This window comes from Streptosporangium sp. NPDC000239, assembly GCF_040300765.1.
In the GTDB taxonomy this organism is placed as follows: domain Bacteria; phylum Actinomycetota; class Actinomycetes; order Streptosporangiales; family Streptosporangiaceae; genus Streptosporangium.
Window position 1 is genome coordinate 31,864 of record NZ_JBEPEI010000004.1, and the last position, 19,491, is coordinate 51,354.

19 protein-coding genes and 2 tRNA genes are annotated in these 19,491 nt (G+C 71.1%); 5 read left to right on the forward strand and 16 right to left on the reverse strand.

The features are described from left to right. Positions 1-41: 41 nt before the first annotated feature. Together ABT340_RS12250 and ABT340_RS12255 are read right to left on the reverse strand one after the other, a co-directional pair. Positions 42-1,958, reverse strand: a complete 1,917-nt coding sequence (locus ABT340_RS12250; RefSeq protein ID WP_352010774.1) for an alpha/beta hydrolase family protein — start codon at positions 1,956-1,958, stop codon at positions 42-44. Beyond that, positions 1,955-3,574 (reverse strand): ABC transporter substrate-binding protein, encoded by a 1,620-nt coding sequence (locus ABT340_RS12255; RefSeq protein ID WP_352010775.1) that lies wholly within the window; start codon positions 3,572-3,574, stop codon positions 1,955-1,957. Before ABT340_RS12255 ends, ABT340_RS12250 begins: the two co-directional genes overlap by 4 nt. A 126-nt stretch (positions 3,575-3,700) precedes the next feature. On the opposite strand from ABT340_RS12255, the gene ABT340_RS12260 reads away from it, so the two are divergent. Further along, a complete protein-coding gene (locus ABT340_RS12260; RefSeq protein ID WP_352010776.1) occupies positions 3,701-3,967 on the forward strand; it encodes a glutaredoxin family protein in 267 nt (88 codons plus the stop codon). Between the two features lie 8 nt (positions 3,968-3,975). On the opposite strand, the gene ABT340_RS12265 is transcribed toward ABT340_RS12260, so the two are convergent. The 8 genes from ABT340_RS12265 to ABT340_RS12300 all read right to left on the reverse strand — a co-directional run bounded on the left by ABT340_RS12265 (position 3,976) and on the right by ABT340_RS12300 (position 8,966). Continuing rightward, complete coding sequence (locus ABT340_RS12265; protein WP_352010777.1) at positions 3,976-4,545, reverse strand: TMEM165/GDT1 family protein; 570 nt, start codon at positions 4,543-4,545, stop codon at positions 3,976-3,978. 236 nt (positions 4,546-4,781) lie between these two features. Continuing rightward, the gene (locus ABT340_RS12270; RefSeq protein WP_352010778.1) at positions 4,782-5,831 is read right to left on the reverse strand and encodes a UDP-N-acetylmuramate dehydrogenase; all 1,050 of its coding nucleotides are present in this window, start codon (positions 5,829-5,831) and stop codon (positions 4,782-4,784) included. Positions 5,832-5,883: 52 nt separating this feature from the next. Continuing rightward, a complete protein-coding gene (locus tag ABT340_RS12275) occupies positions 5,884-7,173 on the reverse strand; it encodes a glycosyltransferase family 2 protein (RefSeq protein ID WP_352010779.1) in 1,290 nt (429 codons plus the stop codon). A 102-nt stretch (positions 7,174-7,275) separates the two neighbouring features. Further along, the gene (locus tag ABT340_RS12280; protein WP_352010780.1) at positions 7,276-7,704 is read right to left on the reverse strand and encodes a MaoC family dehydratase; all 429 of its coding nucleotides are present in this window, start codon (positions 7,702-7,704) and stop codon (positions 7,276-7,278) included. Continuing rightward, positions 7,704-8,150 carry a MaoC family dehydratase N-terminal domain-containing protein gene (locus ABT340_RS12285; protein ID WP_352010781.1) on the reverse strand — a complete coding sequence of 149 codons (447 nt, stop codon included), beginning with the start codon at positions 8,148-8,150 and terminating at the stop codon, positions 7,704-7,706. The genes ABT340_RS12280 and ABT340_RS12285 overlap by 1 nt, the downstream gene beginning before the upstream one ends. 231 nt (positions 8,151-8,381) lie before the next feature. Beyond that, entirely contained in the window at positions 8,382-8,546 is a 165-nt protein-coding gene (rpmG, locus tag ABT340_RS12290; RefSeq protein WP_036325591.1) for a 50S ribosomal protein L33, read from the reverse strand. A gap of 73 nt (positions 8,547-8,619) precedes the next feature. Further along, a tRNA-Met gene (locus ABT340_RS12295) sits at positions 8,620-8,693 on the reverse strand. 200 nt (positions 8,694-8,893) lie between these two features. Next, positions 8,894-8,966, reverse strand: a tRNA-Thr gene (locus ABT340_RS12300). A 203-nt stretch (positions 8,967-9,169) separates the two neighbouring features. Here ABT340_RS12300 and ABT340_RS12305 point away from each other — a divergent pair. Further along, positions 9,170-9,823: a hemerythrin domain-containing protein gene (locus tag ABT340_RS12305; protein ID WP_352010782.1), complete on the forward strand. Its 654-nt coding sequence runs from the start codon at positions 9,170-9,172 to the stop codon at positions 9,821-9,823. 6 nt (positions 9,824-9,829) lie between these two features. On the opposite strand, the gene ABT340_RS12310 is transcribed toward ABT340_RS12305, so the two are convergent. Further along, positions 9,830-13,078 carry an ATP-binding protein gene (locus ABT340_RS12310; RefSeq protein ID WP_352010783.1) on the reverse strand — a complete coding sequence of 1,083 codons (3,249 nt, stop codon included), beginning with the start codon at positions 13,076-13,078 and terminating at the stop codon, positions 9,830-9,832. A gap of 40 nt (positions 13,079-13,118) precedes the next feature. Here ABT340_RS12310 and ABT340_RS12315 point away from each other — a divergent pair, with 40 nt between their 5' ends. Beyond that, positions 13,119-13,430, forward strand: coding sequence for a hypothetical protein (locus ABT340_RS12315; protein WP_352010784.1), 312 nt, complete (start codon positions 13,119-13,121; stop codon positions 13,428-13,430). 7 nt (positions 13,431-13,437) lie between these two features. Here ABT340_RS12315 and ABT340_RS12320 read toward each other — a convergent pair whose 3' ends face one another. After that, the gene (locus ABT340_RS12320) at positions 13,438-14,010 is read right to left on the reverse strand and encodes a YceI family protein (RefSeq protein WP_352010785.1); all 573 of its coding nucleotides are present in this window, start codon (positions 14,008-14,010) and stop codon (positions 13,438-13,440) included. Between the two features lie 279 nt (positions 14,011-14,289). Beyond that, positions 14,290-15,234, reverse strand: a complete 945-nt coding sequence (locus tag ABT340_RS12325; RefSeq protein ID WP_352010786.1) for a ribose-phosphate diphosphokinase — start codon at positions 15,232-15,234, stop codon at positions 14,290-14,292. Between the two features lie 233 nt (positions 15,235-15,467). Here ABT340_RS12325 and ABT340_RS12330 point away from each other — a divergent pair, with 233 nt between their 5' ends. Together ABT340_RS12330 and ABT340_RS12335 are read left to right on the forward strand one after the other, a co-directional pair. Further along, positions 15,468-16,253, forward strand: a complete 786-nt coding sequence (locus ABT340_RS12330; RefSeq protein WP_352010787.1) for an alpha/beta fold hydrolase — start codon at positions 15,468-15,470, stop codon at positions 16,251-16,253. Positions 16,254-16,331: 78 nt separating this feature from the next. Continuing rightward, positions 16,332-16,697: a YybH family protein gene (locus tag ABT340_RS12335; RefSeq protein ID WP_352010788.1), complete on the forward strand. Its 366-nt coding sequence runs from the start codon at positions 16,332-16,334 to the stop codon at positions 16,695-16,697. Positions 16,698-16,709: 12 nt separating this feature from the next. Here the strand turns inward: ABT340_RS12335 and ABT340_RS12340 are convergent, their stop codons facing one another. The 3 genes from ABT340_RS12340 to ABT340_RS12350 form a co-directional block, all read right to left on the reverse strand. Beyond that, positions 16,710-17,369, reverse strand: coding sequence for a hypothetical protein (locus ABT340_RS12340; protein WP_352010789.1), 660 nt, complete (start codon positions 17,367-17,369; stop codon positions 16,710-16,712). A gap of 133 nt (positions 17,370-17,502) precedes the next feature. Then, positions 17,503-18,942, reverse strand: a complete 1,440-nt coding sequence (locus ABT340_RS12345; protein WP_352010790.1) for an MFS transporter — start codon at positions 18,940-18,942, stop codon at positions 17,503-17,505. Positions 18,943-19,192: 250 nt separating this feature from the next. Further along, positions 19,193-19,489: a heavy-metal-associated domain-containing protein gene (locus tag ABT340_RS12350; protein WP_352010791.1), complete on the reverse strand. Its 297-nt coding sequence runs from the start codon at positions 19,487-19,489 to the stop codon at positions 19,193-19,195. Positions 19,490-19,491: the final 2 nt, after the last annotated feature.

Sequence of the window (19,491 nt, forward strand, 5' to 3'; positions counted from 1 at the left end):
GTCCCCGTCCCACGGGAGGCCGTCCCGGCTCCGCCCGTCCATCACAGCACCCCGTTCTCCGTCAGCCAGGCGAGCACGCGGCCGGCCGCGTCGTGACGGTGTCCCGGCTCGGTCAGCTCGTGGCCCTCCCGAGGGTAGACGACGAGCTGAGTCCTCACTCCGGCCGCTGACCAGGCACGATAGAGCTGGTCCGCCTGCCCGGCGGGGGTGGTTCTGTCCTCGGCGCCGTGCAGGATCAGCGTCGGGGTGGTCACGGCTCCGGCGTGACAGACCGGGGAACGCGCGGCGAGAAACTCCCTGCCCTCCGGGGTGGTCGCGTCGGCGCCCCGGTGGTACAGCGGGTCGTAGCCGCCCGCGAGATTGCTCGCGGTGGTGAAGCTGAGCCAGTCGGCGACGCCGGACATCACGACCGCCGCCCTGAACCTCCTGGTCCGTGTCACCGCCCACGCGCTGAGATAGCCGCCGTAGCTCAGCCCGAGCACCGCCATCCGCCCGGGGTCGGCGATCCCGGCCGCCACGAGGTGGTCGGTCCCGGCGAGCACGTCCCCGAGGTCCTCCTCGCCGACGTGCCCGATGACCCGGCGGGCGTAGTCCTGCCCGCGTCCGCTGCTGCCCCGGGGGTTGGGCAGCAGTACGGCGGCGCCCGCGTGCGCCAGCGGCAGCGCGAGCTGGTTGGACTCGGCGGGGGCGAAGGCGCTCGACCACAGCCAGGTCGGCCCGCCGTGCGCGATCACCACCAGCGGCCTCGGCCCCGGCGCCTCCCCGGAGGTCAGCAGCAGTCCCTGGACCGTGAGCCCGTCGGGCCCGGTCCAGCTCACCTCCTCCTGCCGTACGGCCAGCCGCGCGAGGTCGGTGTTGAGGGCGGTGACCTGGTGCCACTCACCCTCGGTGAGGACGGCGAGCGCGATCTCCGGTGGTCGCCCGGCCGTCTCCCAGACGGCGGCGGCACGGGTGCCGGTGCGGTCCGGCGACAGCGACGGCTGACCGTCGCGCCCGCCGAGGGTGCCCCAGGCCGTCCAGCGGCTCAGCACCCGCCCTTCGGCGGTCATGGTGCCGCCGTGCGTGCCGGTTCCCGACCACCCGGTGAACCACAGGGTGTGCTCGTCGAGCCAGCCCAGGTCGGTGACGTCGTCCACGGTGGTCAGCCGGGTCACCGTACCGCTCTCCAGGTCGAGGTGGACGACCCGTCCCGAGACGATGGACAGTCCCTCGACCACGACGGCCGCGCGTCCACCGGGGGCCAGCCTGGGGCGGCTGAGCTGCCAGGAGGTGGTCAGCAGGGTCCGGGTCCCCCCGGTGGCCGGGTCGATCAGGACGAGGCCGGGCCGGTAGTACCCGCCGGGGGTCTCATCCGCCGAGGTCACGGCCAGGGCGAGGCCGTCGCGCCAGTCGGCCTCCCAGACGGTCAGGCCGGGGGTGGGGACGGGCCTCGGGGCCGGGTCCCCGACCCTGAGCAGGGCGAGCCGCCGCAGCCGTCCGCCCGGGGTCCTGACGAAGGGGTCGGCGGCCGGGTCGGCCACCCGGAGCCCGAGGTGGCTGCCGTCGCGTTCGCTTCCGGGGTCGGCGAGCCGTACGAGGACGGTGCCGTCGGCGTCGGCGACCAGGTCCTCGATCTCCCCGCCGACCCCGGCCCGCCAGACGGTGACGAGGTCGTCGCCCGCGCGGACCTCGACGTGGTCGAGGGCCTGCCCGTCGCCCGAGGCGAGCAGCAGCCGCCCGTCGGGCAGCCAGCGGGTCAGCGCGTGCCCGCGTCCCGCGACCTCGGGAACCGGGGTGGGGACGGCGTCCGCACGGGTGAGGTCGAGCACGTGGGCGACGGGTTCGGCCTCGGACGGGGGCAGGACGCAGGCGACGCGGGTGCCCTCGGGGTGCAGCGCGACGGCGTCGGGCACCCGGAGGGTCGCCAGGGCCGCGTGCGCCCGCAGTCCCGCGTCCCGCGAGAGGTCCACGACGGTCATGGGCGGGTGGTGAGCTTGGCGGCCCAGGGGCCGACGAAGAAGTAGGGGCCGAACTCCCCGGCGCCGATCTTCGGTCCGAACGCGGTGGCCGCCTCTCCCCACCACAGCGGCTGGTAGGGAACGTCGGCCGCGGCCCTGACCAGCGCGTCGCCCAGCAGCCTGCCCCTGGCGGCGTCGTCGGTGCTCTTCTTGGCGTCGTCGAGCAGCCCGGTCACCTCGGCGTTGGCGTACTCGGCGATGTTGGAGCCGTTCTCCCCGGCGTAGGCGCCGTTGAGCAGCTGCTGGACGTACTCGGAGGGGTCGCCGGTCGTGGCGAAGTACCACCCGAGGTAGACGCCGGAGTCGTGCTTGCCCAGCTCGGAGATCCACTGTTCGAGGGGGATCTCCTTGACCTCCAGCGTGATGCCGATGGTCTTGAGGTTCTCGGCGAGGGTGAGGGCCGCCCTGCCGAGCTGGGGGCCGCTGCTTGGGTAGGTCAGCACGTCGGAGAAGCCACCCGGCACCGAGGAGAGCGCCAGCTCCTCCTTGGCCTTGGCGAGGTCGAAGCCGTACTGCGGGATGCGCGCGTAGAGGTCCTTGACCTGGGCCTCGTCGAGCACGCCGCCCCACTGGGCCGGGTCGGGGACGGTCGTCGCGACCTGGCCGTGGCCGCGCAGCACGCTGCGCACGATGCCCTCGCGGTCCACGGCGTGGGCGACCGCCTTACGGACGTGGACGTCGTTCCAGGGCTTCTTGGCGGTGTTGAAGGCCAGGGTGACCAGGGACCGGTCGCTGGCCGTGCGGACCTCGACGCCGGAGATCGCCTTCCACTGGTCGATCTGCTCGGCGGGGACGTTCAGCGCGACGTCGACGGATCCGCCGCGCATGGCCAGCAGCCGGGTCGACTCCTCGGGGACGAAGTCCAGCCTGATCTGCCGGTAGGGGACCTTGCCGCCCCACCAGGCGTCGTTGCGCTCCAGCGTCACGTGCGAGTCGGGCGCGAACTCGGTCACCTTGTACGGCCCGGTGCCGAGGATCTTCCCGGCCGGGGTGCCGATGTTCTCGCCGGTCGTCTCGACGAACTTTCTGCTCGTGATCTGCAGGGTGCCCGGGGAGGGGGTCCAGGCGAAGGAGGCGTCCGGCTCCTTCAGGGTGATCGTGACCGTGGAGCCGTCGGCCTTGATCTCGTCCACGTTGGCGTAGGCGTAGGCGTAGGCCGAGGTGGAGCCCTTCCTGGCGTGCAGGTCGAGGCTGGCCACGACGTCGTCGGCGGTCAGCGGGGTGCCGTCGGTGAAGGTCACCCCGGAACGGATCCGGTAGAGGTAGGTCTTCGGGTCCTTGCGCTCCCACGACTCGGCGAGGGCGGGCTGGAGACCGCCGTCCTGCCCGACGCCGACAAGCGCCTCCTGGCAGAGGAGGGCGACGACGTAGTTCATGATGCCCGCCTCCTTGCTCGCGTCGAGTGAGCCGATCGAGGAGGGCAGCGCGACCCTGAGCAGGTCGGTCTTCCCGGCGGCGGGAGAGGGAGGGGTCGAGCCGCAGGCGGCGAGACCGGGGATCGCGGCCAGGCCGCCCACGATGGCGAGGGATCTCAGGAGGGAACGCCGGGTGAGGGCGACGTCGGGGAGACCGGTCACGGAGACCTACTTTCTGCGACCAGCCAGCCTGTCTAGCTGCTGCGTCTACCATTACTATCCACTTGGCTCTGGAGAGTATTCGCCCGACGGCGCCCCGGTCAAACCCACCTTCCGAATGGGAAATGCATGGACTCCCTCACCGTTTACAGCGCCCCCTGGTGCGGCCACTGCCAACGCCTGAAGTCCCAGCTCACCCGGGCCGGCATCCCCTTCACGGAGGTGGACGTCGACCACACCCCGGGGGCGATCGAGCGCATCACCGAGATCGGCGGTGGCTCCTGGCTCATCCCGACCGTGGTCATGCCCGACGGCACCGGCCTGGTCAACCCGAGCCTGCGGGAGATCCGCGAACGGCTCGGGCCGGCCGAAGGCGAGGCTCCGGCCGCCCCGTGAGCCCCGGCTCAGGCGAACAGCGGCTCGACCAGCAGCACGACGCCGAAGACGGCGAACGCGGCGGCGGCGCCGTACTTGATGACCTTCTCCGGCAGGTGCTTGCCGAGCATGCGGCCGACCAGGATGGCCAGCGCGTCCGCGGCGACCATGCCGACCGTCGAGCCGAGCCAGGTGCCGAACCAGCCGTACTGCGTGGCCAGCGTGATGGTGGCCAGCATGGTCTTGTCGCCGAGTTCGGCGAGGAAGAACGCCACGGTCACCGCCACGATCGCCGACCTGGTCGTACGGCTGGCCTTCTGCTCCTCCTCGTCGGTCAGCTCGTCCCCGCGCAGCGTCCACACGGCGAACCCCAGGAACGCCAGGCCCGCCACGATCGTGATGGCCGTGGTGGGGATCAGGTCACCGGCCAGCCTGCCCAGGCCGACGCTGACGAGGTGGACGACCGCGGTGGCCAGGGTGATACCGGCCAGGACCGGCCACGGTTTGAACCTGGTCGCGAAGGTCATCGCCATGAGCTGGCTCTTGTCGCCGAGTTCGGCGACGAAGATCACGGCGAGACTGATCCAGAATGCTTCCAACGAGCTGCCCTTCCGCGCGCGGCCGGGCCGGAAGGGGCACCCGGGGAGTCTCGGGCACGACTTCGGCCCGGCGGCATCGATGTATGCCTGCCAGGCCGAAGGTCTCGTCCGCCTCGGCGTCTCCGCCTCAAGGCCCGCGCGACCGGGCGCCGTGGCGCCAGTATGTCGATCACGCGATTGGGACTACTCCCCCTCGGGTGTTACCGGTCCACGATAACAGGCGCCCGCAAATGCCCTCACAGGCCGGTTCCGACCATCACGGGCTCGTTGACCAGCGTGACCCCGAACTTCTCCAGCACGCCGTCACGCACCTCGCGGGCCAGGTCGAGCAGCTCCTCGGTGGTCGCGGAAAGCTCGGGGTTGGTCATGGCCAGGGTGTGCTTGGTCGAGATGCGCGCCGGGCCGCGCCGGTAGCCCTTGGGGAAGCCCGCGTTCTCGATCAGCCAGGCCGCGGGGACCTTGACGGAGCCCCCGGGCATGTCCCAGCGGGGGAAACCGGGCACGCGCAGGTCGAGTTCGGCCGCCTCGGCCGCACTGAGGACCGGGTTGGTGAAGAACGAGCCCGCGCTGTGGGTGTCCGGGTCCGCCGGGTCGAGCACCATGCCCTTGCCCGCGCGCAGGGCGAGCACGGCCTCACGGGCCCGCCCGAGCGGCACCCGCTCCCCCAGCTCGACGCCCAGCCTGAGGGCCAGTTCCTTGTAGGCAACCGGCCCGGACAGGTCGTCGGCGGCCAGCTCGTAGGTGACCGAGAGCACGACGTGCCTGCCGAGTTCCTCCTTGAACGCGCTGTCGCGGTAGGCGAAGCCGCACTCCGCCGCGTCCATGTCCCTGACCTCGCCCGTCCCGCGGTCGTAGACCCGCACCCCGGTGATCGTCTGTGACACGTCCTGCCCGTAGGCGCCGACGTTCTGGATCGGCGTCGAGCCGACCAGCCCGGGGATGCCGGACAGGCACTCCACCCCGGACCACCCCTCGGCGACGGTCAGGGCGACCAGGGCGTCCCAGTCCTCCCCCGCCTGCGCGGTGACCCGGACCCTCCCGCCCTCGGTCTCGGTCCGCACGCCCCTGGACGCCACCCGCACCACCAGGCCGTCGAAGCCCTCGTCGGCCACCACCAGGTTGCTGCCGCCGCCGAGCACGAGCACCGGCTCCCCCGCCGCGTCCGCCGCCGCGACCAGCTCGACGATCTCCTCCGCCGACCCGGCCTCGGCGAACGCCCTCGCGGCCCCGCCCAGCCCCAACGTCGTGTACGGCGCCAGCCGTACCCCTGCGACCCGCTCAGTCATGCGCTTCCCCACGCCCGGTGCGACAATCCGGCGACCAGCCTACGGGGAGCCGCTATGTGGAGCGGAGCAGGCCGAGCACCCGGTCGTAGGTCCTGCGCGACTCCCTGTCCCGGTAGGCCGGGTCGACGTCGTGGTAGCCGCGGTGCCGTTCCTGGTGGACGGGCAGGTCCCGGTCGAGGGCGACGACCGTGCCGGGCAGCAGCAGGGAGAACTCCAGGTCGGCGTTGCGGTAGTAACGCGCGTCCCGGGAGAAACCGCCCGCCGCGAGCGCGGCGTCGCGGCGTACGGCGAACAGGTGGCCGAGCACCCCCTTGACCTCCCCGGGCCCCGCCTCGTGCCAGTCGTGGCCGTCCTCCCCCGGGTCGACGCCCTTCCAGCCTGCCGCGACCACGTCGTCCTCAAGCACCTTGATCAGGGGGGTGATCGCGTCGCCGTCCAGGATGGTGGAGGTCTCCATCACCACGTGCACGTCCGCGCCGTCGAGCTTCAGCAGTTTCGTACGGCTCTCGCCCCACCCCGCCGTGCCTCCCCGCCAGTGCGCGATCTCGGCCACGTGCCAGGCCTCGACCCGGTGGGGGTACTCCTTGACCAGTTCCTCAAGGACCTCGCCTGCCCCGTCGACGTTGCCCAGGTCGAGGGCGATGATCCTGGCCTCGGTGCGGGCGACCACGGCCCTGACGCACTCAAGCAGGTCCTCCGGCCAGCCGTCCACCACGAGCGCGACCGTCACGCTCGGCGGCGCGACCGGCTCCTCGGGCTCGACCGGGGTGACCTCCTCGTCCAGCCGGGAGACCGACAGGCTGGCGTCCCACAGCAGCTGGGATTCGATCATCCGCTCGGGGTCCCCGCGGTCCTCCCCGGTCCTGTCGCGGCCGCCGGCTCCGGAGGCGTTCCCCGGCCCACGGTTCTTCCCGGCTCTGCCGGTGAGTTCGACGCCCTCGGGCTCCTGGGCGGGAGCTGCCTCGGTCCCGGCGACCCGTTCGGCCTCCAGGTCACCGAGCCGTTCCGGGCGGGCGCCGGGTGCCGCGGCCTCCCGCACCCGCTCGGCCTCCGAGGTGCCCTCCTCAAGCGGTACGGTGCCGGTCACCCGGCCCGCTTTTACCGATCCCTCGGCATTCTCCGGATTTATCGGCTTTTCGGGTACTGGTACGGCGCTGACCGTCGGCCACACCTCGAAAGACGGCCGGGGAACCAGGTCGAAACCCTCGCCGAGCGCGCGGACGAGCCAGCCCTCGGCCTCGATCTCCCCGCGCAGCGTCTCCGCCCCCGCGAGATCGTCACCGGTCCTGGCCCTGACCCACCGCTCGGCGAGAGCGGTCACGTGAGGTGGTACTTCGCTCATTCCAGGACGCTACCCACGCACGGAAGGAGAAATCAGGCGAAACAAATCCCGCCGGGCACGACACTCCACCCCCGGACCCCGGGGCCCGGGGAGGCCGTACCGTCAGGCCAGCTGGACCACCGCGCGGGCCTTGGAGAGCACCCTGGAGTCGGCGGAACGGGCGGTCAGCGCGACCACCACGCGCTTGTCCTCAAGCTTCTGCTCGATGAGGCCGCTGACCGTGATGACCGCCCCCTGCTCGTCGTCCGGGACGACCACCATGGAGGAGAAGCGCACGCCGTAGTCGACGACGGCACCGGGGTCGCCCGCCCAGTCGGTGACGAACCGGCCGCCCTGGGCCATGGTGAACATGCCGTGCGCGATGACGTCGGGCAGGCCGACGGCCTTGGCGAAGCGCTCGTTCCAGTGGATGGGGTTGAAGTCGCCGGAGGCCCCGGCGTACATCACCAGGTTGACGCGGCGGACCGGGTAGTCGACCGCGGGGATCTCCTGCCCCGTCTCGACGTCGTCGTACTTGACCGTCGCGGCCATCAGCCCGCCCCTCCGCGCTCGACGATGGTGTTGTAGGTCGTGCAGACAGGCTCGCCCTCGACCGTGGAGACGTCGCTCCTGACGGTGATGAGCTCGTTGCGGCCCACGCTGCGGATGTCGGTCACCGTCGAGACGGTGACCAGCTCGTCGCCGGCGTGGATCGGCCGCTGGTACTCGAAACGCTGCTCACCGTGGACGACCATGGCGAAGTTGAGCCCCAGCTCCGGGTCGGCCAGGATCGAGCCGCCCGCCAGGCTGAACACGATGGGGAAGGTCGGAGGGGCGATCACGTCCGGGTGACCGACGGCCCGCGCGGCCTCGGCGTCCCGGTAGACCGGGTTGTCGTCCCCGATCGCCGCCGCGAACTCCCTGATCTTCACACGGCTGACCTCGTAGGGCGGAGAGGGCGTGGACGCCCGCCCGACGAAATCGCGGTTCAGAGCCATCGTGCTCCTTTACGGATATCGAGCTGGTTGGGGGCCGCCGGTACGGCCACCAGGAAACCGTAGCCCTCCCCGGCCTCCGCGCGGCTGTCGGTCATGGTCAACACCCGGGCAGGAAAGCTGTGCGAACGCGACAAACCGGCGCCCTCTCGAAGAGGACGCCGGTTCGCGTTGAGTTTGCGGGTGCTACCGAGGCAGCCGTCTCCCGAAGAGATGCGGGAGTCCTCGCGAGAACTAGCGGGTCTCGCGGTGCGCCCGGTGCGTCTTGCAGTTGGGGCAGTACTTCTTCAGCTCAAGCCGATCCGGGTCGTTGCGCCGGTTCTTCCGCGTGATGTAGTTGCGGTGCTTGCACTCCTGGCAGGCCAGCGTGATCTTCGGCCTAACGTCGGTGGCAGCCACTTGGGAGTGCCTTTCTACGTTCGGGACTGGGACAACCCGCACCGGTGCCCCGTAAGGGAGACCGGGAGGGTAGTAGCGGAGGCCGGACTTGAACCGGCGACACAACGATTATGAGCCGTTTGCTCTGCCTGACTGAGCTACTCCGCCTTGGAGCCATCTGAGTGACGGCCCCCGCAAGGATACCCGACCTGTGGACTGACTGCGTACTTGCGCAGGTCAGGGCCATCTTCCGGGTTTCCCCGGTTATGCCCCGTCCACTCGCCGGGTCCTTGAGCGTCTTGCGGTGGGCCTCAACGTCCACCCAAGCCGAAAGCCCCAACCGATTGGTCAGGGCCTGGAGGCTGTCGAGCCCCTTTACGGAATCGAACCGTAGACCTTCTCCTTACCATGGAGACGCTCTGCCGACTGAGCTAAAGGGGCCTGCCCGCTCTGACTTGGCGTCTTTTCTTCGCCTCGTCGCTGCGGACAGGTGTAACCATACACGGCTCGGCGGCGTGATGCGAAATCAATCCGGATCATCACGGGACCGGGGCCCGCGCCCACGCCAAGTGGTCACCAAGTGCCACATAAGCGGCCTCTCACATCGTGGTCTCACCACGAGACACACCACCGAGGAGAGAGCCGTGACGACCCCCGAACTACTGGGTTTCCAGATCACCCATCGCGCCATGCGAGGGGAGACCCGCCGCCTGGCCGTACTCGCCACCGAGCTGGCCGAGGGAAGGCAGACGGCCGACGTGGCCCGCGCGGCGGCCGTCGGCGCCTACGTCACCCGGCTGTGCGCGGGCATCCACCACCATCACGTGTCGGAGGACGAGGTGCTCTGGCCCGTCATCGAACGGTCCGCGGGGGCCGAGGTCGACCTTCGGGACCTGAGCGACGACCACTCGGAACTCGACCCGCTGCTCGCGGAGGTCGTCGGCCAGGCCGCCGCCTTCGCCTCGACCGTCTCGACCGGGGACGCCTCCCGCCTCGCGGCCCTGCTCACCAGGCTCGCCGACATGCTCGACGAGCACATCGAGGAGGAGGAACGGCTGCTCTTCCCGATCATCATGAAGTACGTGTCCGTCGCCGACTGGGCGAAGGTCGAGAAGGCCGTCCGCAAGGGCGGTGACATCAGGACCGAGCTGCCCAGGATCGAGGAGTACGCCAGGCCCGAGGAGCTGGTCCGGCTGCGCAGGATGGCGGGTCCCGTGCTGACGGTGCTGCTCTCCCTGCTGCGCGGCGGCCACCGCCGCCGCAGGCGGATGATCTACGGCCCCCTCGCGGACGGCTGAGCGCTCTCAGGTCTCGCGCGCCGAGGCCAGGGCTCGGGCCGCCTCACGCGCCCAGTGCGGGGAACCGATCCGTTCCGCGACCCGTACGGCCCTGGCGTAATGGCCTGCCCCGTCCTCGCCGAGGAGCTCCGCGAGGTCCCCGAGGACATGCGCGACCGGCCCCAGGGTCACCGAGCCCGACGACAGCCCGGCCAGCTCGTCGTCCCACGGCAGCAGGTCCTCGTAACACCGCCGGGCGACCTCCCGATCGCCCAGGGTCACGGCGTTACGGGCCCGCAGCGTCAGCCGGATCAGCCAGTAGTAGTCCTGCCTGGCCCGCCAGTACGGCTCCCAGACCGCCCTGGCCTCCTCGTGCCTCCCCTCGGCGGCCAGCGCCGCGACCAGCAGTTCCGAGGTGTCGGGCGGGAGCAGCTCGTAGACGGCCCTGATCTCCTCGACGTCCTGGGGCAGCCCACCGGCCAGGCGGGTCACGAACCGGCCGAAGACACCGACGGCCAGGGCCTGCGGCCCCCCGGCCGCCGCCATCCGCTCCGCCGTACGCGTGTAGGAGCGCTCGGCGGCGGCGAAGTCGCCCCTGACCAGCAGGACCAGGGCGTCCAGCATCGCCAGCACGCTCAGCGCCAGCCCCAGCTGGCCGGTGGTCGAGTGTTCGAGCGCCCGGTCGGCGTGGTGACGGGCGGCGGCCAGGTCGTTGCGGCCCAGGCTCACCATGAAGAGCGCGTGGTGGCCCTGCATCCGGTATCCGGGCAGCCCGGCGCGCCCGCCGAGCTCGACCAGTTCCCGCCCGACCGCTTCGAGCTCGGCCCGCCGGTGCGGCGTCAGCAGGACGAAGTAGCGCGCGTTGAGCGCCAGGCAGACCAGTTCGGCGCGGCCCGACTCCCTGGCCAGGCGCAGCGCCTCGGCGCTGTGGACCTCGCACTCCTCCTCCCGGTGCCCTTCGAGCTCGAAGGTGAGCGTGGCCAGCAGCCTGCAGCGGGTCTCGTCGTCGTTCTCGCCGGTCAGGGCCTCCTCGACGGCGGCGACGAACTCCTCGTCCACCCGCCGGGCCGGCTGGATGGACCAGGTCACCGGGGCGTCGTAGGCGGTCAGCGCCCGGGTGAGCCCCGTCCCGAGCCGCCGCGCCACCTCGATGGCCCGCCGCCGGTCCGCCCTGGCGGCCAGCACGTCGCCCACGTGCGCCTCGGCGCCCACCAGGCCGCACAGCAGGTCGAGTCGTTCCCTGTCGTCCTCGACGAGGCCGAGCGCGCCCCGGTAGAGGGCCCCCGCCTCCCGGTGGGCGTGCAGGTCCGCCGCCCGCCGCGCCGCCGCCACCACGTACGGCACCGCCCGCCCGGCCGTGGCCGGGGTCGCGGCGGCCAGCGCGTGGTGTCCCAGGGCCAGGACGTCACCCGGCCTGGCCCGTTCGAGCGCCCCGAGGACCCTGCCGTGCAACCGGGTACGGCGCAGCCCCGGCGTGTCCTCGTAGAGGGTCTCGCGGACCAGGACGTGGGCGAAGCGCACCCGCCCGGGGGCCGGCTCGGTCAGCAGCCCCGTCATGACGCCCGCCTCAAGCCCTTCGAGCACGGTGTCCTCGTCGCACCCTTCGAGCGCGAGCAGCACGTCCACGTCCACGTCCCTGCCGACGACCGCCGCGTCCCGCAGCGTGGTCCGCGCGGTCGCGGGCAGCCTGGCGATCCTGCGCCTGATCAGGTCCCGCACCCCGGGTGGCAGGGCCAGGGCGGCTCCCGTGCCGTCCGTGCTGATCAGCCTGGCCGTCTCGGAGACGAAGAGCGGGTTGCCCCCGGTCCGTTCGGCGACCGCGCGGACGGTCTCCGGATCGACGTCGTGTCCCGAGCGTTCCCGCAGCAGTGTGGCCACGTCCGCGACGTCCAGGCCGCCCAGGGCGAGCCGGTGGGTCTCCCGCCCGGCCAGGGCGGCCCAGGTCGCCTCAAGGTCGTCGGTCGTCTCGGCGCTCCGGTAGGTGGCCAGCACCATGATCTCCACGGTCGCGAGCCGTACGGCCAGGTGGCGCAGCAGGCGCAGTGTCTCGGCGTCGGCGCGGTGGACGTCCTCAAGCACGACCAGCAGCCGGGTTCCGCCGGTCACGACGCGCGTCAGGTAGTCCTCGGCCGCCATGGCGAGCCGGAACCGGCCGGTCGCCGGGGTCTCGTCGGCCAGCAGGGGCGTGAGCCGTACGGCGAGGTCCTCCTGGGGCGGGCGGACGGCGGCCAGGGCGCGCAGGGCCTCGCTCCACGCCCAGGCCGGCGGCGCCCCGCCGTCGGTCTCCGGGCACCGTCCGGTGACGGTCAGCCATCCCCTCCCCGCCAGGCGCCGGGCGAAGGCGTTGGCGAGCGTGCTCTTGCCCACGCCCGCCTCCCCGCCCAGCCAGACCGTGCGCGGCCCACGGCCGTCGGCGACGGCGTCGAGCGCGGCCAGCTCCTCCGTACGGCCGACCATCTCGACGGCCGGTTCCTCGGACGGCATCGGGCGTGGGGACGGCAGGGGACGTTCCGGTACGGCCGAGCGCAGCCGGGCCGCGTGGGTGAGGATGTCGCTCTCCAGGGCACGCAGTTCGGGGCCGGGATCGACGCCGAGCTCCTCGGCGAGGGTCTCGCGGGCCCTCCTGATCGCGGCCAGCGCGTCCGCCTGCCGCCCCGCCCGGTAGTGGGCCAGGGCGAGCAGCCGTACGGCGTTCTCCCTGAGCGGGTGGGCGCGGACGTGCTGTTCAAGCCGTACCTCGGCGTTGCGGCCGAGGGCGAGCAGCGCCTCGGCGCGGTGTTCGACGGCGGCCAGCCGCAGGTCGTCGAGGCGCGCGGCCTCGGCTACGGCCCATTCCTGGTCGGCGAACTCGGCGTAGGCCTGCCCCTGCCACAGCGCCAGCGCCCGGTCCAGCAGGTCGAGCGCCCGCGCCGCCCCGTCCCCGGCGAGCGCCGCGGCGGCCTCCTCGACCGTCGCGGCGAAGGCCCAGGCGTCGACCAGTTCGGGGTCGAGCCGCAGCCGGTAGCCGGGCGCGGCGCTGACCAGCACGGTCGCGGGGGTACGGGGCCGCCGGTCGGGTTCGAGGGTCCGCCGCAGGTTGGACACGTACACCTGGAGCGCGGCCAGCGCCTTGGGCGGGGGTTGTCCACGCCAGAGGTCGTCGATGAAACGATCTGTCGAGACCACGTGGCCGCCCGCGGCGACCAGCCGGGCCAGTACGGCCCGCTGCCGGAAGGCGCCCAGGTCCGCAGGACGACCGTTGACCTCCGCCTGGAGCGGACCAAGAACACGCAACATAACGGAAAGTAGCGTATTTCACATTACGCAAAGGAGCGCGATGTCCCAGGAACCACGCAGGGCGGCGATCCGGGCGCTCGACGAGAGCGACCGGCGGCACTGGTACTGGTACGGCAGGGACGGCGACGGCCACGTGTGGCTGTTCGAGGCCGTCATCGACGACGGCGGCGAGTACTGGCCCGTCAGGCACGCCGAACTCGGCGCCGACGGCGTCGCCCGCCGGTACTCGTGGCGGCACATCTCCGACGAACACGGTTTCCTGGCCGAGGGCCCGCTCTATCCCGACGACTTCGGCCTGAACCCGCTGACCGAGGAGGAGTTCGCCACCCTGTGGGACGCGCTCGGCGGGTGATCCCCTCTCACACGACGAGCGCCGCCTGGATCTCCAGGAAGATCTGCACCTTCTCCCCCAGTGTCAGTCCCTCACCGCCGGGAATGGGGCTGTTGAAACTGACCCCGAAATCCGTGCGGTCGATCTCGCCGCGCGCCGAGAAACCGACCCGGGCACCGGCCCTGGGGTCCGGAAGATAGGGGTCGGGGCCGAAGCCGTTGATCTCGACCCTCAGCGGGACCGGGCGGGTGACCCCCTTGAGTGTGAGTTCGCCGTCCAGGACGAACTCCTCCCCCTCACGCCGCAACGCGTCGGCGTGGTAGGTCAGGGTCGGATACCTGTCGATCTCCAGGAAGTCCGCCGAGCGCAGGTGGTCGTCCCGCTGCGGGTTTCCGGTGTCCACCGAGGCCAGGTCGACCCGCGCGGTGACGCTCGACTCCAGCGGGTCGGCCCCGGTGACGATCCGCCCCTCGAACGCGGTGAACCGCCCGCGCACCTTGCTGATCAGCAGGTGCCGTACGACGAAACCGACCTCGGAATGGGCCGGATCTATCGTCCACGTCCCCGCCACATATCCCGGAATTTCCACGGTCTGTGTCACTGTCGCCTCTTCTGGTATGCCGGATGAGCTACACGACCTCATCCTGGAATGCCGGGAGGAAGGACACAAGAACGCACTTCGGCGCCAATCTGCGACCTGGAGACGACCATGGAGCCCTTCGTGGGCTTTCTGTTTTCCGGCCCCTTCGTGAACACCGTTTTTGAGAAGCCCGGAAATCGGAAAGACCGCATTCTCGAAGTGGTTCCCCGTACGGGAAAGACACCTTTCCCGTACGGCGCATTTCCGTACGGCGGATTTCCCGTACGGCGGTGCCGGGTTTCAGGAGGCGTCGAACAGGGCGCTGACCGACTCGCCGTCGTGGATGCGGCGCATGGCCTCGGCGAGCACGGGGGCGATCGACAGGACGCGGAGCTTGGAGTCCGGCTTGAGATCGGGAAGCGGGACGGTGTTGGTGCAGACGATCTCCTCGACGTCCGGCTGCTCCCCCAGCCTGTCGAGGGCCCCTGCGGCGAACACCCCGTGGGTGCAGGCGATCCGCACCGACCTGACGTCCCGCTCGCGGAGCCGGTCGAGCAGTTCGATCACGGTCGTGCCCTTGGCGATCTCGTCGTCCAGGACGATGACGTCCTTGCCGGTGACGTCGCCGATCACCGAGCCGATCGTGACCCGGTCGTCGCTGAAGCGCTGTTTGGCCCCCATCGCGACCTCGGTGCCCAGCAGCCGGGCGAAGGCCGCGGCCTCCTTGGCGTTGCCCAGGTCGGGAGAGACGACGACGGTGTTGGACAGGTCGTACTGCCGGAAATGGGCGGCCAGCTCGCGCAGGGCGTGCAGGTGGTCGACCGGCACGCTGAAGAAGCCGTGCACCTGCGGGGAGTGCAGGGTCATGGTGAGCACCCGGTCGGCGCCCGCGGTCGCCAGGATGTCGGCGACCAGCCGCGCCCCGATCGAGATGCGCGGGGCGTCCTTCTTGTCGGAGCGCGCGTAGGAGAAGTGCGGCATCACCACGGTCGTCCTGGCCGCCGACGCCCCTCGCGCGGCGTCCAGCATCAGCAGCAGCTCGACCAGGTTCTCCTGAACCGGCGGGACGAGCGGCTGGATCAGGAACACGTCCCGTTCCCGGCAGTTGGCCTGCAACTGCACCTCAAGACAGTCGTTGGCGAACCGTTTGATCCTTACCGGATGCAGCGGTGTCCCCAGGTGGGAGCAGATCTCCTCCGCCAGTTCAGGGTGGGCGCTTCCGCTGAACACGGTGATGTCTCGCACAGCCGCTCCTCGCTCGGACTGGTGCTGAATCGGTCAGGCGAGACGCATGTTACATGTGCCCTCAAATCGGACTTACCCCCACTCCGTTGGCGCCTTCACCAGGTGGAAACGCCCGGATGTCGACCTGATCGCCGAAGGAGGGACCGAAAGTGTCGGTCCCCCTCCCTACCCTTGGCCGCGACGGTGGCGCGCCCACGCGTCCCTCACCCGACCTCACGAATCGAGACAGGATCTTGAGCACAGTCATCTCCCAGGACGGCACGGTCGTCGACTACGACCGATACGGTGACGGACCCGCCGTCGTCTTCGTCGGCGGCGCCACCCAGCACCGTGCCATCGACCACAACACCGGCCAGGTCGCGCGACTGCTCGCCGCCGAGGGCTTCACCGCCGTCGACTACGACCGGCGCGGCCGTGGGCGCTCCGGCGACACCGCGCCGTGGGCGCTTGAGCGCGAGGTCGAGGATCTCGCCGCGCTGGTCAAGGCCGTCGGAGGGACCGCCACCCTCTACAGCAGTTCCTCAGGGGCCACCGTGGCCCTGGCCGCCGCGGAGGCCGGGATCGGCGTCACCGCACTGGCGCTCTACGAACCGCCGCTGTTCGCCGGTGCCGACCACACCGAGCACCTGGCCGCGCTACGCGCCCTGCTGGCCAAGGGCGAGAACGACGAGGCGATGCGTTACAACCTGACCTCGGTCATCGGGGTTCCGGCCGAGGTCGTCGACGGGATGGCCCAGTCTCCCGGCTGGGCGGAGATGGTCTCCGTCGCCCCGACGCTCGTCTACGACCTCGCCGGCGTCCACGAGATCAACGTCGACCCCGACTGGGCCGGTCGCTGGTCCTCGGTCACCGTGCCGACGGTGGTCTACTCCGGTGACCAGACCTTCCCCGGCCTTCCCGAGGCCGCCGACGCGGTGGCCGCGGCCCTGCCCAACGCGACCCGCCGCGTCCTTCCCGGCCAGGGCCACGGTCCCGCCCCCGAGGCCATCACCCCGGTGCTCCTGGAGTTCCTTCGCTGAGTCCCGGTTCTGTCGGACCTCCCTGGCATGATCCCTGTCGTCCGAGGCGACATGCCGCGTTCGAGGGGAGCATGGGCGATGAGCGTTGACGATGTCCGAGAGCGTGCCGTCCAACCGGAGGATCTCAGCCGGTTCGTCGTGGAGCGCCTCAACGCGGGCGACGTCGAGGGGCTGGTGGCGCTCTACGAGCCGGACGCGGTGCTGGCGCTGCCCGGCGGCCTGCTCGCCCGGGGGGCCGACGAGATCCGCCAGGCCTACACACGGCTGGTCGGCGACCGGCCCGTCTTCACCCCCGGACGGAGGCTGCCCGCACTGCGCAACGGCGACCTGGCGCTCACCTCTGTGCTCCTGCCCGACGGCGGTGTCACCGTCGAGGTGGCCCGTCGTCAGAGTGACGGCACGTGGCTGTGGACGATCGACCAGCCCGACCTGCTGGGGCGGTGACGCCCTCGGTGTTCACTCGGGCTCCGGGACCGGTGGTGCGGAACGGCGTCCGCTGAGGAAGCGGGCGCCGACGAAGCCGACGAACAGGGCGGCGAGCGTCCACACGACCGTCTGACCGATGGTCGTGATCCGTTCGTTCCTGCCCGGAGGAAGCACGACCATCTGTACGGCCGCGCCGACCGGCACGACCATCCTCGCGAGAAGACCGATCGCTCCCGGCCGTACGGCACAGGCGCCCACGGCCCCCAGGGGCGCCCCGAGGACGACACCGGCCACCCACCATATGGGCGATTCGGAGAGATACCAGGAGAGCAGCGGTTCGCCTCTCCAGACGGTGTCCACGAAGGCGTAGGCCGCCGTGGCCGCGAGCAGCGCCACGGCCCCGGCGACGGCCCCCCGGACGAGCGGCCTGGAAGTCCTCTCCCCTGGGTCACCCCCCATGGTGCGGGCCATCAGCCATCCCATGGCGACCGCCAACCCCGCCCAGGCCCAGCCGGAGTCGATCATCACGCTCACGATCTCGATGGCCGACGCCCCACTGGTCGTGGCGACCCGGCTTTCGAGGTCCGCGTAGTGGTTGGAGGTCGCGTTGACCAGAGAGGTCGCCGCCCCGAAAACCGCCCCGAACAGCACCCCGATCCGGACGCTCGCTCCGAGCTTCACGAGTCTCACGGGCGAATGTTCTGCGGTCATGCTTCTTACTTCTACCGCATATGGCCTGACATGCCGGATCATCCACTGGAATACCGGTCCACGGCTGAACCGACGATCCGGGGGCCCGCCGAAGCGGACCCCCGAAACCGTCTCACGCGTGGGCCGTCTCCTTTTCCCCATCTGTTTCCCCACCCGTGCTCTCGGCCGCCCGCTTCGGTCTGCGGATGAGCAGCAGGGCGAGGACGGCTCCCACGACGGCCACCGTTCCCGCGCCGACGAAGGCACCCTGGAAACCGTCGGTGAGACCGGCGAGGTCACCCGGTTCGACCGGCCGGGAGGTGGCGATCGCGGTCATGGCCGCCAGGCCGATCGCCGAACCGATCTGGTAGGTGGTGTTGACGATGCCCGAGGCCAGTCCGCTCTCCTGCGGTCCCACCCCTGACATGGCCGACATCATCGCCGGGATGTACGCCAGGGACATGCCCACGGCCGCGATCAGGGAGGCGGGCAGGACGTCCACGGCGAACACGCCGTCCGGCCGGGCGAGGGACAGGCCTCCGACACCCGCCGCCATGACCGCGAGGCCGATGACGATGAGCGGCTTGGCGCCGAACCGGCCGAGCAGCCGGGCGGTGATGCCGATCATGAAGATCATGATCGCGACGGTCATCGGCAGCAGCGCGGCGCCACTGGGGAACGCGCCGTAGCCGAGGACCTGCTGGAGGTAGAGGTTGAGGAAGTACCACATCGGGATCCAGGCCGCGCCGAGCAGCGTCATCGCGAGGTTCGCGGTGGCCAGGCCCGGGGTGCGCCAGACGGCGAGCGGCATGAGGGGTTCGCGAACGGTGCGCTGGACCACCAGGAACAGCGCCAGCAGCGCGAGCGCTCCGGCGAACTCAAGCACCGTCGCCGCCGAGGTCCAGCCCTGCTCAGGGGCCCGCACGATGGCGTAGACCGCCAGGGCGATTCCCGCGGTCACGGAGACCGCGCCCAGCACGTCGACCGAACCGCGCCTGCCCCGGACGGAGGGAAGTAGCGCGGGCACGGCCGCCAGGGTGGCCAGGCCGATGGGCACATAGACGATGAAGACCCACGGCCAGCTCAGGTACTCGGTGATGACGCCGCCGAGGAACACCCCCGCGGTGCCTCCCGCCGGGGCGGCCGCGCCGTACAGGGCCATGGCCTTTCCCAGCTCACGGGGGTTGTGCCCGAAGAGCATCATGAGCAGGGTCATCGAGGCGGGGGCGATGAGCGCTCCGCCGACTCCCTGGATGCCACGGCCGAGGATCTCGACCCAGGCGGTGCTCGCCGCCGCGGCGACGACCGATCCGGCGATCAGGATGACCCAGCCGGTGGTGAAGACCTTACGGGCGCCGAGCAGGTCGGACAGCCGCCCGCCGAGAAGCAGCAGGCCGCCGAACGCGATCACGTAGGCGTTGAAGACCCACTGCAGACCGCCCGGGGAGAAGCCGAGGTCGCGCTGCATGTCGGGCAGGGCGACACCGATGATCGAGGTGTCCATGATGACCATGAACTGCGCGGCGGCGAGCACGACGAGTGCCTGCCACCTGCGTGGATTGACGGCATTCATGCCGCACTCCTGATTTCTCGCATTCCTGCCGACGAGGCAGGATGGGGGTGGGGATTGGGTGTGATTCGACTCGACCGGCCCCGCGGTGGGCGTGCACGCCAATGCACGCCCACCACCTGTTGTCGGGCAGCTTGTTCTGGTTCCTGTCCTTGGGTGGCCTGTTCCTGGGCGGCACCTTGTTTCCGGGAGAACGCCGCCCCCTGTACGGCACCGCCCACAGGTCGTGTTCGCTACCCCCAGGGGGCATCGCCTAGGCGGCGCCGGCGGGCGAGGCGGTGGCCAGCGTGTAACCCGCCTGCTCGACCGCCACACGGATCTCCTCGTCGGAGAAGCCCGCTCCGCTGACGGTGACCGCGCCACTGGACAGGTCGACCCGGACGTCGGTCACGCCGCCGACCTTGCCGATCTCGGCGGAGACCGACGAGACGCAGTGGCCGCAGGTCATGCCGCTGACCGTGTAGACGTTCGCCTCAGCCGCCCCGGCGCCACCGGTCACCGCCTGCGCGGAGTCGCCGTTCTGGGTGCCGCACGCACACGCAGTGCACATTG

Coding starts and splice junctions, on each gene's coding strand:
- ABT340_RS12250 (WP_352010774.1), bottom strand. CDS start 1,958: ATGACCGTCGTGGACCTCTCGCGGGACGCGGGACTGCGGGCGCACGCG.
- ABT340_RS12260 (WP_352010776.1), top strand. CDS start 3,701: ATGGACTCCCTCACCGTTTACAGCGCCCCCTGGTGCGGCCACTGCCAA.
- ABT340_RS12270 (WP_352010778.1), bottom strand. CDS start 5,831: ATGACTGAGCGGGTCGCAGGGGTACGGCTGGCGCCGTACACGACGTTG.
- ABT340_RS12275 (WP_352010779.1), bottom strand. CDS start 7,173: ATGAGCGAAGTACCACCTCACGTGACCGCTCTCGCCGAGCGGTGGGTC.
- ABT340_RS12280 (WP_352010780.1), bottom strand. CDS start 7,704: ATGGCCGCGACGGTCAAGTACGACGACGTCGAGACGGGGCAGGAGATC.
- ABT340_RS12285 (WP_352010781.1), bottom strand. CDS start 8,150: ATGGCTCTGAACCGCGATTTCGTCGGGCGGGCGTCCACGCCCTCTCCG.
- ABT340_RS12310 (WP_352010783.1), bottom strand. CDS start 13,078: ATGTTGCGTGTTCTTGGTCCGCTCCAGGCGGAGGTCAACGGTCGTCCT.
- ABT340_RS12315 (WP_352010784.1), top strand. CDS start 13,119: ATGTCCCAGGAACCACGCAGGGCGGCGATCCGGGCGCTCGACGAGAGC.
- ABT340_RS12335 (WP_352010788.1), top strand. CDS start 16,332: ATGAGCGTTGACGATGTCCGAGAGCGTGCCGTCCAACCGGAGGATCTC.
- ABT340_RS12345 (WP_352010790.1), bottom strand. CDS start 18,942: ATGAATGCCGTCAATCCACGCAGGTGGCAGGCACTCGTCGTGCTCGCC.
- ABT340_RS12350 (WP_352010791.1), bottom strand. CDS start 19,489: ATGTGCACTGCGTGTGCGTGCGGCACCCAGAACGGCGACTCCGCGCAG.